This is a genomic window from Mycolicibacterium canariasense (genome assembly GCF_002101555.1).
GTDB classification, from domain to species: Bacteria; Actinomycetota; Actinomycetes; order Mycobacteriales; family Mycobacteriaceae; genus Mycobacterium; species Mycobacterium canariasense.
Map to the genome: position 1 here is coordinate 1 of NZ_LQOL01000031.1, position 13,373 is coordinate 13,373.

Sequence of the window (13,373 nt, forward strand, 5' to 3'; positions counted from 1 at the left end):
ATCGGGCCGGACCAGATGCAGCTGGGCGACCAGATCCGAGACTTCCTGCAGAGCCACGCCGAGGAACTCGGCCTGGAATACACGATCTGGCGCGACCAGGGTGTCTACCCGGGTACCGGCGGCAAGACCGCATTCACCACGCCCGGTCACCAGAACCACATCGACGCCAAGTTCGACGGCACGGGCGGCGCGGCCGGAGCGCTGTCGGCCGCCACCAACGGCCCAGTCCCGGTCAGTGTGGTTAACGGCTCCACCATGCTCAGCGGGTTCAACTGGGACGCCGTCGCGGCCAAGGAGTCCAGCGGCAACTGGCAGAACGCCGACACCGGCGGCAACGGCCACTTCGGCGGGCTGCAGTTCTCGCCGTCGACCTGGAACGCCTACGGCGGCCAAGAGTTCGCGCCGATGCCGCACCAGGCCACGCGTGAGCAGCAGATGGCGGTGGCCGACCGGACCGCGTTCTACGGCTACAACGGCACCCCGCCGCAAGGCCTCGGTGCGTGGGAAGTCATCACCAACGGCTCGACCGCGCCCGCCGGCATCACCGTGAACTCGCAGCCGCCCAGTGCGGGGTGGGGCCAGCCGACCGGCCCGCTCCCGACTGTCGGGCCCGGTGGCGGCTATGGCATCACTGGCGGCCCCGGCCAAGCCGGTGGCCCCGGTATGGGCCCGATGCCGCTCGGGCCCGCCCCGCTTCGGCTGGCCGGTCCCGGCGTCGGCGCCGCAGCCGGAACCCCGCTCGGGGGTCTACCGCCGGTCAACGGGTCCGGCGGCGGCGGTATCGGCATGGCCAGCGGCGGCGTCGCGGACATGGCGATGCAGGCCGGCGGCATGGCGCTCGACGCGATGGCGCCCGGCGCCGGTCAGGCCGCCCAAACCGGCATGAAGCTGATCAACCGCGCAATCGAGTTCGGCACCCAGGCCATCGGAATCGGCGCGTCCGGCCTCATGGAGACGCTGCTGCCGACCGGCGGCTCGCAGCTGGCCAACTCGAACTGGCTCACCAAGATCGCTGGCGGTGTCGCGGGAGCTGGTGCGGCACTGCCGAACACGGCCGGACAGTCCGCCGCGGCTCTGGCCGGCCCACCCTCTGGCGGCGACCAAGCCGCCGCAGCCGGTGGCAACGGCCCCACCTACTACACCGAGATCAACGCTGGCCCGGACCGCTCTGGCGCCGGCATCGCGCGCGACTTCGAATACCACACCGGCGCGGCGAACCGCGGCCCGGGAATGTGAGGCATCTGTGACGCTGCCGTGGCAAATCCCGTTCGAGATCGGCGGAACGTACCAGCCCGACGGTGTCCGTTACCCCGCTTCGAATATCACCGCGGCCGGCTGGTGGATGTTCGCCACAGGACGTCGGCCGCTGATGCAGCTCAAGGCCTACGACGGCAGCATCACGTTCCAGCTGCTCGGTGGGCTCGCGCCGCCCTACCACGACCCGACGAAGCCGGAAGCTGTTGAGCTGAAGTCGCTCAAGGGCCTGATCCCGCCGTGGAAGCACATCCAGCAGAAGGGCGCCACGCAGGACGGCATCACTCACATCGACTCGATTTACGACCCGTGCGAAGTGGAGATGGTCGTCGAGTGCGTCGGTAAGGGCTGGCAAGGCAAGTCGAAGGTGGTCCGCGATCTCATCGCGTCGATCGACGGAAAACGCCAGTCGGAGTTGGGGTTCTTTGACAAGTGGAACGGCTACTGGTGGGCCAACGTCCGCTGGTTCCAGGGCGCTCCGGCCGACGCGCTGGACGTCGTGCACAACGGGCAGCCGCTGTCGCTGCGGCTGCAGGCTGACGACGCGCTGTGGCGCAGCTATGACCACACCTCGTCGTTCTCCTTCGCCTATGCCGACATGATCGACGAATTCGGCATCGATTACGAGGACGACATGGGGCCGCTGTGGCCCCAGTACTACACCGGCAGCGGCCGGGGATACGCCTACACCGAGGGCGGCCTGGCTAGGTGGCAGGACGACCCGGACCGCATGTTCTTCACCGGATCCCGGCGCGTGGTGGCGGGTCCGTTCAAGGACTTCAACGCGGCCGGCGACGACGTCGACGTTGCGTTCCAGGTCAACAACACCCCTGAGTTCACCGTCGGTACTGGCGCCGCCAACGACGCGTGGGCGCGTATGGGGCGCAACGCAGATGGATCGTGGGACGGCAGCGGTGTCCGTGCGCGCATCGGCTGGGGATTCGTTCGCCTGTCGACGTTCAAGAACTTCCGGGAAGTCTGGCACCAGCAGGAGCTCGTCGTCCTCCCACCGGTGGCCGGCGAGCTGTTCACGCTGCGCTGCGTAGGCCGCACCTACTCGTTGATCCGATCGAGTTCTGGCGGCACCTACACCGTCCTGTCGCGGACCGAGTCCGGTGCAGACCTGTCGTTCATCGATGCCAACCACCGCGGCGTCGGGTTCGGCATGCAGGCCGGCGGCGCGCTGATCACTCAGGCAACGCCCGCTGGGGTTCGCCAGGTGCTCGTCGACGGCGCCGTGCTCGACAGCTTCGACTACACGACAACCGACGACCTCGGGGCGAACTGGCCACTGCGCTACTCCGGCGTCAACGACGCCTACGTGCATGCAACCGGGACCTCCGCTGTGTGGGTTGATAATTCGGGCACCGACACGCAGGAAGTCGTCAACGGCCCATACCGCGACCCAGAGACCGGGCAGACGTTCCAGACCGAGACCGACTACCAGGTCGTTGGAATGAAATTTGCCCGCATGCAGGAGTGGTCGTTCCCTGCTGGAGCGGCCAACGATGTGTGGGCTCGTATGGGGCACAAGCCGGACGGATCGTGGGACGGCAACGGAATTCGGCTGCGCCTGGAAAACAACGTCGCGAAGCTGTCCCGGTTCAACAACTTCGTCGAGACCACGATGCGGTCGCAGCTGTTCCTGATCCCGCCACTTCCCTCGGACGACTGGGTGCTGGTCGCTGGATACGAAGGCGACGCGCGCCTGTTCAAGGTGATGCGCAACGGCGTGACCATGATGTCGCACAAGGAGAACGGCACAGCGTCGCTGATGGGCCCGGCGTACCGCGGGGTGGGATTCGGTTTCCAGGCGGGCGCGGCCCTGCTCACGCAGGCGACACCGGGATTCCTGCGCAGGGTGTGGGCCGGCGACAACTCGACGGTGTCGCAGGAAGGGTTTCTCGAGCGCGTCAACATCGGTGATCAGCCGATGTATGACGACTACACCCTGTTTGGGCCAGGCAAGTTCAAGATCTACGACGGCCCTGATTCCACGGAGTTCGTTGAGTTCGGTCCGCTGCTGGACAACCAGATCGTGTTTCTGCGCACCGACCCGCGCGTGAACACCACGCTGGTCCAGGACTTGACTGTGGTACCGCCGAGCCCGCAAGCACTGACCGGTTTTCAACAGGCGGTCAAGCGGCTGGTGTCGTTCTTCTCGGGACGATCGGCGCTGACGGACGCCATCTTCAACAACTTCGGAATCCGTGTGCCTCAGGGGAATCTGTACAAGTACCTCGACGGCCGGTTCTCTGACAACGCGGCGATTCCGCCGAAGTCACCGGGAAATCGGGCCCGTCCGTACTACGTCAAGGTGGCGATCGACGACGGCAACGCCGATTCCAAGATCATCGCGTCCGGCACCCCGAAGCGCAGATACCCGCTGTAGATGGACGGCGTCATTTTCCTCTACCTGGTGCCCAGGTACGAGGAGATGAAGAGTGCGCTGTGGTGCCCAAGCTGTTTGAAACCGAGCGGGTTTGAGCTGGTATTCGATCGCATTTCGGCGTTTGGGGTCACGGCGAATGCGATGACTTTGCGCAAGTGCAACGACTGCGGGAGTCCTCTGTGACGTACCAGGAGCAGCGCCAAAAAGCGGAATGGGAAAAGGTTCTCCAGTCCGGAGACCCCACCAAGATCGCACTGAAAGCCCGGGAACTCACCGAAGCGAAGTCCAAGGTAGACACCGACTTCCGGTTCACCGTATGCGACAAGCTGTGGTCACCGATGGGCGTGATCGGCCGCGATCTGATCGAAGCGTCGGGAACCGACCCGCGCAACGACACCCCAACCGGTCGGATCGTCCTGCAGGGCAGCTCGCCGATGGTTCCGCTGTTCATGGACTGCCGCAAGACCATGGTCGGCGTCATCGTCGAAACGGCTGACCTGCGGTACGCGTTCTACACCAAGAGCCACGCCTACGAGTACGACCAGGGCGCCTGGACCGGAACCGTTGAAATGCGCGGCATCTGGGACATCCTGAACTACTACGTGATCTGGCCGTCGTGGTGGCTGCCCATCCAGGCCCAGCCGTTCTCCCACGCGATCTTCATCTGGGCCCTGCGCACCGTCATCGAAAACATGGTCGCCGAGACCAGCTTCCGGATCCAGACCGGCTGGATGGAGTTCATCAACAACGGCCTGTCGCTCAACACCGACGTCCGGACATGGTTCGGCGCAGTGCTGCAAGGCATCAAGCAGCACGGTCTGTCACCGGCGACGTTCGGCAAGATCCTCCGCACACCTACGTTCGTCAGCCGGACCAACCCCATGACCGATGGGTCACCGCTGGCGGCCCGGACAGTGGGCATGGAGACGTGCGGCGCTGTCATCAAGGACATCACCCGCCCGTACGGCGTCGACACGGCCATGACCCTCTGGCTGCCAGGTGACCCGCAGCCCGACAAGTGGGCCAACCTCACCGACCCGACATACGTGTTCAAAACCTATGACCGCAGCCAGGTTACGGGCCCAACCAAGACCGTGCTTGACTCGGTGCTGCGCACCGTGATTGATCTCGGCGGGTCGCTCGGAGGCATCTTCGCGCCGATCGCACGGCAGATCCCAGGCATGGCAGGCCAGTTCTACAACCCGTCGATCGGTGTCGATTTCGAACAGCCCTACGCCTATCTGGTGGCGCCTGAGTCGGGCGAGGACTCGAACATCATCAAGGCGACGATCACCGATCACACGCCCGATGGCTGGCAGCACATCATAGGCGGTCGTTCGCCAAAGTGGTTGAACGACTTGATGAATGCGGCCTTTGCGTGGCTGATCGACTCCATCATGATCGTGATCGGCTTCACTGGGATCCCGTCCGATCTGCTGGCCGGTTTCCTCAATAACTCGTTCCTAGCCTTCCAGCTCGTCCAGCACTACGGCCGGCGTGACGAGGTGGGGCCGTACCATCCCGCGGTCGAGCGATTCCACGCCACCGCATCCGCCCCCTACAACGTGACGACGATGTTCGACTTCATCAACGCGTTGTTCGACTCGCAGGGCTACACCACAGGGCAGGTGGTCTTCCGAAACGGCGACCAATATGCGTTGGGGCGGGACATCTTCCGAGGCGGACTCATGTCGCTGGTGTACATGTCCCGCTCTCGGATGATCACCGACTACATCGAGAACGTCATGTGGCGGATCACGCCGGACGAACGCGTCGTGATGGTCCAGATGGGCGACGGACGCCGCGACGAGGCCCCCTTGGCCAAGCATCAGCGCTTCATCACCGGCGCGTTCGAAGCGATCAACGTTCTGACGCTCGCTCCTCAATCGGGTTAGGAGACAACACTTATGGCGTGGCCAATTGTCCAGTGGAACGGAGCCCCGCACTATCAGGCGCAGGGCGACTTCCTCATCCCGGTCGACCCGTCCACGGGTGCGGCGGTCATCATGCTGCGCGAGAACGGCGGCGTCGGTGATGGCTTCTCGGCCATCGAGAAGGGCGAACCCGGCGTACCGGCTGAACTCGCCAACCAGATTGCGTTCACCGAGCTGGCGCACGACGACCTCACGCCGGCATCTGCATCCTTCGTCACGCTCGTGCCGCCGAGCACCACGACGCCGGGCAAGTACCAGCTGGTGCTGTCCCTGCACCGAGGGAAGCCCGGCGAGGACGGCGACACCATCCTGGATCCGGCTGACTTTGGTGGCGGGCTTCCGGGCCAGACTCTGGTCCTCAACGACGCCGCGGACGGCTTCATTCTCGTCACGCCGAAGATCCCCGAGGCGTGCTTCCCGGCCACGGTCAACAACACGCCGTCGGGCAACGTGAACTTCACCATCGCCGCCGTGGAGATTCCAGCGCGGCCGTATGCGCGCCGGGTGATCGCGCAAGGCGGCACGGTGGTGACCGGTGAAGGCACCGATGTGCGCGTTGACCTCGTCGCACGGCTGAATGGCGAGACCGGCGGCAACATCATTGGCCGCTGCCCCGGTATCACACAGACCGAACGCCTCACGCTGTGGGGCGGCAAGGGCGCCGGCATGGCGGACGCGTACGACCAGATCCCCGCCGGCCAGGGCGGCACGGTGCACTTCCGGCTGGAACGCCAAGCCGGGACGGTCACGTACACGTCGTCGGCCACTACGACCCGGGTCTGGGCCGAGGTCCTGCCGCTATGACGACACCCGAGCAGCCGCCCGACTGGGCGACCGACATCCCATCGGCCGACGTTCACCGCGGCCAGCAGGATTCGGGGTACAACCGGCCGTTCTCGGCGCAGCAGATGCTCAGCTTCGGTGGGCAGCTGATCGAGCAGTTCCTGCGCCGCGTCGTGCAGGCGCTCGTCGGGTTCTTCATTCCCGGCGGCGGGTCAGCGTTCAACCAGCTGTCCGACTGGGCCGACGGGGTCAACCACGGACTGCAGAACTTCGGCACGCTGGTCACCGGTATCGATTTCAGTCAGCCGCCGCTGGAGGTGTGGAAAGACATCGTTGCGGTGTTTCTCAAGCCCCTCAACGTGTTCGCTGAACTGGTCGGCGGGTTCATCGACTCGATCCGGATCCCGATTCTGGACCCCTCGAAAATTCTGAACCTGCCTGGTGTCATCGGCAATCTCCAGGGCTTCTTGTCCGGGGTAGTCGAGGCGCTGACCGGATCGGCGGGTGACCCCAATGACTACGTCGACCCGGTGAATCAGCTGAAGTACATGGCGGACACCGTGTCTGGACATACCCAGGCGATCGAGGCGCTCAAGGCTGCGAATGCGGGGCAAGAGAACTCGGGCGTCTCCGGTGGTGACGACTTCCAGATCCCGTACAACGGCAGCCTTGGGCCTGGGTGGGCATTGTCCTCCACCAACGGAATCACCACCTACGTCGACACTTCGACCGGCAAAGCCGAGTGGCACAACGCTGGCAACGCCAATCCGATCCTGACCGCCAGGCGGACCGACCCCGCCGACGCCAATACGCTCGGCGAGTACCAGAAGGTCACCGCCACCATAGCGACCCCCCTGGGGGGAACGAACTCGCAGGTACGGGTGTACGGGCGGATGTCCGCGGACGGTTTGCATTACGTCGTCGCCTACGTCTCAAACAGCACCGTCTTCATCGCCTACGCCGCAGGTGGAGCTGAGACTGTCGTCGATTCGGGACCCCTGCCAACGGGCGTCAAGCTCATCAACGGCGCTCAGCTGTCGCTGGAATGCGGGACGGCTGAGAGCCGCGATGAGTATCGCGTCCGGATCAGCGGTGTTCAGGCTCAGTCATTCGACGACACGACGAATCTCGTTACGACCTCGGTGAATTACGCATCCCGTGGCCTAGCTGAGGCGCCGAAGGGCTGGGGCGTCGGATGGCGGCCAGGTCTGAATCTGGGTAGTTGGTACCGTCCGGCGACTCTGTCGGGCTGCACCATTGCCGATAACATCCCCAGCGAGATTCAAGGCCACGGGTTCCGTGTCTACCGGGAAGCAACCACTGGTAGTGGTTCCCTCAGCGTCGGCGACATCCTGGCGCCGTTCTATGACGAGATCGACTACGTCAGTCCAGGTTCCGCATGGTCGGCGAGCGGTTACGTGGTCCCCAAAACGGGAATGTGGGCGTTCTCTCACCGCCTCTTCAAGAGTGGAAACAACTGGTCCGTTGCTGGTTTCACACTGAAGATCAACGGTGTCGGCCGCACGGCGGGGGCGGCCTGGCGTGACCTCAACGTTGCACAGGACTCATTCCTATACCACTGCGAGAAGGGCGATGTGGTCACGCCGGCCCTGGGTCTTGTCACGGGCAGCGTCGCTGTCGCCATGAACGGCTCGTCCAGCGGCCTCGACTCGTATTTCAGCGGCGCTCTTGTCGGTTCGTAGCGGACAACAGAGGGAGAGAGTCTGATGGTTCCCGAGGTGCGCCAAGACCAGGACCCGGAGTCGATGACGTTCGGCGCGATAGCCGTGAAGCTGCCTGATGGGTCTCCGCTGGGTGAGTGGGGCTACATGACGACCAACGCTGGTGGTGGATTCTGCCGGGCCGCTCGCGTCGCCGATTGGGTGATCCTCACCGGAGAGGCCGAATAGATGGTCGCACTGAAGAACACCTGGGAGACAGGCGAGAAGGTCCAAGCAGCGGACCTCAACGCCATCACCACACAGATCAACCTCAACACCCAGGCGATCGAAGACGGCGGCGCTGGCGGCGACATGGTCGCGGCGGTCTACGACCCCACCGGCAAGCAGGCTGACGCGTTCAACCAGGACAACATGGTCAGCGGCGCCAACAACAAGAACTACACCACCGCCGACCGCGCCAAGCTCACCGGAATCGAGCCGAACGCAGACGTCACCGACGCCGCGAACGTCGCCGCGGCCGGCGCAGCGATGAAGTCCGACACCTCCACCACGGGAATGTCGTTCGTCATCGACGAGGACAACATGGCGTCCAACACGGACACCAAGGTCCCCACCCAGCAGTCGGTGCGCGCGTACGTCCTGGCACAGATCGCCGCGCTGATCGGCGCCGCGCCCGCCGAGCTGGACACGTGGCTGGAGCTGGTCGCCGCTATCCAGAACAACCAGAGCGCACTCGCCGGCATCAACACCGCACTGACCGGTAAGCAGCCGATCGATCCGACACTGACCGCGTTAGCGGCCGTGGCCACGGCAGCCAACAAACTGGTGTACGCCGACGGCTCGGATTCGTTCGCCACCACCGACCTCACTGCGTTCGCGCGGACACTGCTCGACGATGCAGACGCACTGACGGCCAGAGGCACGCTCGGTGCGCAGGCGGCCAACGCCACCCTGAACGCGCTCGCCGCCCTGGCGCTGGCCAACGACAACGTGCTGCAGGTGAAAGCCGGAGCGCTGACGCAGCGCACCCCAGCGCAGCTGAAGGCCGACCTGGTCCTCGATCAGGTGAACAACACCGCGGACAGTGCCAAAGCGGTGCTGTCGGCAACGAAGCTCGCCACGCCGCGCACCATCAACGGTGTCCCGTTCGATGGCACCGGCAACATCGCCATCCCGCTGCCCGTCTGGTTCGAAGTGCACGCCGCCTACGGCAACCGGGTCACCGGGTACGGCGACAACACCCTCGGCTTCCTCGTGCCGGCCGCGTTCACCCTGACCGGTGTCGTGTTCCGTGGTGAGACCGCGGACGCATCCGGGTCGACCACGGTGGAGATCCGCAAAAACGGCGCCCAGATTGCTTCGACCGCCAAGACGATCGCCGCGGCCAACCAGTGGGCGTACGGTGCCAACGTCATCGTCTCCGGGCTGACGGAGGCGATCGCCGCCGGTGACGTTCTTCGCCCCTACATCTCGGCGGTCGGCACCACGCCGGGGAAGGGCTTCTCCGCGGTCCTGATCGGCACCACGAGCTAATGCCCGCTGGACTGGTTCACCTTCCCAAGACAGGCGCCGCGGTGTCACCCGTGCTCCTGCAGACGGTGACAAGCCCATTCACCGGTTCGCAGAGCTTCTCCACGAGTGTCAGCTGCAGTTTGGCGCTGGACCTCTCCGCGTACGCCGGAATTCCGAATCTCATGCTCGCTGTCGCGCTCAACTGGTACTCCAACGGCGGCGGAACCACCACATTCACATGCAAGTACAACTCCGTCGACCTGGTGTTCGGAGCCGGCCAGGACCGTAGTGCCGGCGCGAACTACGGCTCCCAACTCTGGGTGATGAGCGGCCCGCCCACCGACGGCAGCCACACCCTGGCGTGCACCCACAACAGCGGCACCAACACCGGCCGAAATATCTGGGGCATGGCGTGGCTGTGGTCGAACGTCGGCAGCTGGGACAGCCCGAGCAGCGCACCCGGCCTGGCTTCCGGTGCCGCGCAGTCCATCGCCGTCGGGACCAATGAGGTTGCGCTCAACGCGATGTCGGCAGGCCAGACGATGAGCAACTACAGCCAGACCCAGCGGCAGGCCAGCACCGTCGCGAGCACGCTGCGCGCTATTGCTGGAGATGCCGCCGGCGACGCGTCCGGATCGAAGGCGTTCTCCACCACCGGCGGCACGTACAACAGTGTCGCCATTCGCCTGCGGCCGGCTGCCTAGACCCCCGAACCATCACTCGCTGGTTCGGTTCCCCGGTGAGAAATGGGGTGCCCCATGCGTGGATTCGCCAAGGCAGCAGCCATCGTCCTGTGTTCAGCGGTCCTCGGTGACCTGATCGCCGTGGCCGCGTTCGTCGCCGCCGCCGAAATTCTCGACGGGCGAGCCGAACTCGGCTTCTGACCCCAGTCCTGCACCAGCCCGCCCGCGTCCCCGGCCGGGCCATCAGTCATGCCTCGGAAGGGCCATAACCATGGTGAACCGTTACTGGCCGCTGGAAGCCGGCCGAATCATCACAAGCCCGTTCGGACCCAGATCGGGCGGATTCCACTTCGGCACCGACTTCGGATTCCCCGGCGGGTCCGGCGGCCGGACCGTCTACGCGGTGCAGTCCGGCACGGTGATCTACGCCGGCACCGCGCAGGGCTACGGCGGACCGGATCCGGCCGGGTGGCTGGTCATCGACTCCACCGACGTCGAGGGTGGCGGCTGCCTGGAGTACGGGCACATCGTCCGCGACGCCGCGATCAAGGTGGGCACCCACGTGACCGCCGGGCAGCGCATCGGAGTCATCAACCCCAACTCGGCGACCAACGGTGGCGTGGCCCCGCACCTGCACCTGTCGGATATGCCGCGCGAATACAACCCCAGCACCAAGCAGAACCCCCTGCCGCGACTGAGCGGCGCGCTGGAGCCCGGCCAGCCCGCACCCAGCACCCCAACCCCAGCATCCGGAGGTACCGCCGTGCCGCTCACCGACCCGTTCACCGGCGCCCTGTGGTCGCCCAGCCGATACCACCCGCGCGGCGCCGGCACGCCGCGGTGGATCGCGGTGCACACCCAGGAAGGCGGGCGCACCGCCCGCGGACTCGCCGAGTACCTGGCCGTCAAGGCCAACGAGGTCAGCTACCACGCCGTCAACGATGACCACGAGGTCCTCAAGGTCGTCGCCGAAGACGACGCGCCCTGGTCGGCGGCCGGCGCCAACAAGTACGCGTTTCACATTTGCCTCGCCGGCAGCTACGCCGCATGGTCACGCGGAAAGTGGCTCGAAACCGACGCCTCCGATGGCAAGAACGAAGACCTCGAGCTCACCAACGCCGCCAAGGTCATCGCCTGGTGGTGCCGCAAGTACAACATCCCCGCCGAGTACATCGGCGGCCATGGGATCCCGTGGGGCCGAGACGGCATCTGCGGTCACATGGACTTCGGCAGTTGGGGCGGCGGCCACCACGACCCAGGACCGAACTTCCCCTGGGACGAACTGATTCGACGCGTGAAGGCGCTCCTGGCCGGCGAGACCCCGACACCGGTGGACCCGACCCCGGTCGGCCCCGGCGGCGGCGCACCGGTCGACCCGGGCACCAGTCCCTACTTCACCGGCCTGTTGTACCTCGGCAGCACCGGCCCGCAGGTGGCCGAGCTGCAGCGCCGCCTCAAGTTCGCGTTCGCCTCGTACGCCGGGCACCTGCCGATCGACGGGGACTTCGGGCCGCTCACCGACGCCGCGGTCCGCGAGTTCCAGCGCCGCTCCAAGCTCGTCGTCGACGGCATCGTCGGCCCGCAGACCGCCGCCGCGCTCAAGCTCAAGAAGGTCGCGTGATGCCCGGCCAGACCGCGGCCGGCGGCCACGTGTGCAACTGCGCCTACGGGCCGGCCGACCCGCGGTGCTGCATCGCCCGGGCCCGGCGCCGCGAGCTCGAAGAGGCCCACCGGCTCGGCCGCGAAGGCAAACCCCTTCCCCCGCAGGGCGCTCCGCTGTCAGCGCCGAACTGGGCAACAGAAACGGCCGACCGACCGCCACGGATGGAAGAACGCTGATGTCGACATTCCCGCTCAAGCGCGGCAGCACCGGTCAGGTCGTCTCCGACCTGTCGGCCGCCGCGCGCCGCCGGTACGCCAGCTACGCGTACGAAATCGACGGGCTGACACCACTCAAGTCCGACCAGTACTTCGGTCGTGGCGAGGAAGCGTTCGCCACGCAATGGCAGACCCGCATGCACCGGCCGGTCACCGGGCAAATCACCGAGGACGAGTTCAACTACATCGTCAAGGGCATCCCCTTCCCGGCCGCCAGTCAGTGGCGGCCGGGACATTGGATCTACACCTGCCCCGGGTCTGGCGCCGATGCCAACGTGGGGCCGAGCTTCGAAGTGGGCGTCTGGGCCGAGAAGGCCTACAGGATCCGGCACCAGCCGGTGAAGTTCATCAAGGGCGGGTATCTCGGGGTGCTCGGTGGCGACGCCACCGCCTCATACGTCGAGGTGACCTACGACCAGTACAAGTCGCTGGAATGGTTGCTGGACAACAACCCTGACGTGCAGCGCGCGATGAGCATGATCGCTGCCGGGGCGACGCCGGAGGCGGCCATCAAGGCCACAGACCTGCATAAGATCTTCTCCGGATACAGCCAGAGTGCCGACGGGCTCGAAGACGCACTCGAGATCCTGTTCGGCGACGGCGGGTTCGTCATACCGGCCACCGGCGAGGTCACCGGCCGCGGAAAGTACGCCGACCTCCGCGGCGCCATCCGGCGGGTCATTCAGTTCGGCAACCCGTCACGCCAGCCGGGCCAGATGTCCGGCCAGCCGGGCTGGAACCCCAAGGGCTGGGGTATCTCTCGCAAGCGCCGGCCGCAATGGCTGCTCGACGTCACGGTGTCGATCACCAACCCCGGCGACTTCTACGCCTGCGTGCCCGACAGCGACGGGATTCGGCCGCCGTTCTACGGCGAGATCATCCATTCCGAGACCAGCCTGCCGTACTTCGTGCACGTGCTGAACCTTGCGGTGCCGATCATCGCCCAGTACTTCGGCATCGCCGCCCAGCTGCTCACCCCGGTCGCGCCGATCCTGATCGCCGGTGTCGCTGGGCTCAACGTGATCCCGGTGTTCACCAAGCTGTTCGGGCAGGCCCAGGAGACCGGGTTCCACACCGACGTCGACGAGCAGCTCAAGGCGCTGCTGTCCCCGATGGGTGTACTGACTCACCTCGATGACCTCGTCGCGCTGGTCGCCGCGCTGCCCGGGCTGCAGGAACACGCTCTGTACCACGAGGTCCGGCCGCAGCTCGGCAACCGCAGCGGAATCATGGTGGGCTGCGACGAAATCCGGCT

At 65.9% G+C, this 13,373-nt stretch carries 12 protein-coding genes; all 12 read left to right on the top strand.

What is annotated here, in order from left to right; all coding sequences use genetic code 11:
- The coding region (locus AWB94_RS36055; RefSeq protein ID WP_337349821.1) for a transglycosylase family protein at nt 1–1,236 on the top strand (1,236 nt) is incomplete at its 5' end.
- 7 nt (nt 1,237–1,243) lie between these two features.
- A complete protein-coding gene (locus AWB94_RS05040; RefSeq protein WP_085122363.1) occupies nt 1,244–3,646 on the top strand; it encodes a DUF7257 domain-containing protein in 2,403 nt (800 codons plus the stop codon).
- 179 nt (nt 3,647–3,825) lie between these two features.
- Nucleotides 3,826–5,541, top strand: coding sequence for a Gp37-like protein (locus tag AWB94_RS05050; protein WP_085122367.1), 1,716 nt, complete (start codon nt 3,826–3,828; stop codon nt 5,539–5,541).
- Between the two features lie 12 nt (nt 5,542–5,553).
- Entirely contained in the window at nt 5,554–6,384 is an 831-nt protein-coding gene (locus AWB94_RS05055) for a hypothetical protein (RefSeq protein ID WP_085122369.1), read from the top strand.
- On the top strand, nt 6,381–8,066 hold the full coding sequence (locus AWB94_RS05060) for a DUF7257 domain-containing protein (RefSeq protein ID WP_085122371.1): 1,686 nt from the start codon (nt 6,381–6,383) through the stop codon (nt 8,064–8,066). The genes AWB94_RS05055 and AWB94_RS05060 overlap by 4 nt, the downstream gene beginning before the upstream one ends.
- 24 nt (nt 8,067–8,090) lie before the next feature.
- Nucleotides 8,091–8,273 (top strand): hypothetical protein, encoded by a 183-nt coding sequence (locus AWB94_RS05065; protein WP_085122373.1) that lies wholly within the window; start codon nt 8,091–8,093, stop codon nt 8,271–8,273.
- Nucleotides 8,274–9,578 carry a hypothetical protein gene (locus AWB94_RS05070; RefSeq protein WP_085122375.1) on the top strand — a complete coding sequence of 435 codons (1,305 nt, stop codon included), beginning with the start codon at nt 8,274–8,276 and terminating at the stop codon, nt 9,576–9,578.
- A 65-nt stretch (nt 9,579–9,643) separates the two neighbouring features.
- Nucleotides 9,644–10,261 (top strand): hypothetical protein, encoded by a 618-nt coding sequence (locus tag AWB94_RS05075; RefSeq protein WP_133058210.1) that lies wholly within the window; start codon nt 9,644–9,646, stop codon nt 10,259–10,261.
- A gap of 54 nt (nt 10,262–10,315) precedes the next feature.
- Nucleotides 10,316–10,441 (top strand): hypothetical protein, encoded by a 126-nt coding sequence (locus AWB94_RS36060; RefSeq protein WP_264021021.1) that lies wholly within the window; start codon nt 10,316–10,318, stop codon nt 10,439–10,441.
- A gap of 70 nt (nt 10,442–10,511) precedes the next feature.
- A complete protein-coding gene (locus AWB94_RS05080) occupies nt 10,512–11,861 on the top strand; it encodes a peptidoglycan-binding protein (RefSeq protein ID WP_085122379.1) in 1,350 nt (449 codons plus the stop codon).
- Complete coding sequence (locus AWB94_RS34530) at nt 11,861–12,079, top strand: hypothetical protein (RefSeq protein ID WP_131805415.1); 219 nt, start codon at nt 11,861–11,863, stop codon at nt 12,077–12,079. Before AWB94_RS05080 ends, AWB94_RS34530 begins: the two co-directional genes overlap by 1 nt.
- A partial coding sequence (locus tag AWB94_RS05085) for a hypothetical protein (protein ID WP_109790503.1) occupies nt 12,079–13,373 on the top strand: 1,295 nt, incomplete at its 3' end. The genes AWB94_RS34530 and AWB94_RS05085, both read left to right, overlap by 1 nt.

What these genes read in the sequence shown, in the direction of transcription:
- AWB94_RS05055 (WP_085122369.1), top strand. Translation starts at nt 5,554, where the DNA reads ATGGCGTGGCCAATTGTCCAGTGGAACGGAGCCCCGCACTATCAGGCG.
- AWB94_RS05060 (WP_085122371.1), top strand. Translation starts at nt 6,381, where the DNA reads ATGACGACACCCGAGCAGCCGCCCGACTGGGCGACCGACATCCCATCG.
- AWB94_RS05065 (WP_085122373.1), top strand. Translation starts at nt 8,091, where the DNA reads ATGGTTCCCGAGGTGCGCCAAGACCAGGACCCGGAGTCGATGACGTTC.
- AWB94_RS05070 (WP_085122375.1), top strand. Translation starts at nt 8,274, where the DNA reads ATGGTCGCACTGAAGAACACCTGGGAGACAGGCGAGAAGGTCCAAGCA.
- AWB94_RS36060 (WP_264021021.1), top strand. Translation starts at nt 10,316, where the DNA reads ATGCGTGGATTCGCCAAGGCAGCAGCCATCGTCCTGTGTTCAGCGGTC.
- AWB94_RS05080 (WP_085122379.1), top strand. Translation starts at nt 10,512, where the DNA reads ATGGTGAACCGTTACTGGCCGCTGGAAGCCGGCCGAATCATCACAAGC.
- AWB94_RS34530 (WP_131805415.1), top strand. Translation starts at nt 11,861, where the DNA reads ATGCCCGGCCAGACCGCGGCCGGCGGCCACGTGTGCAACTGCGCCTAC.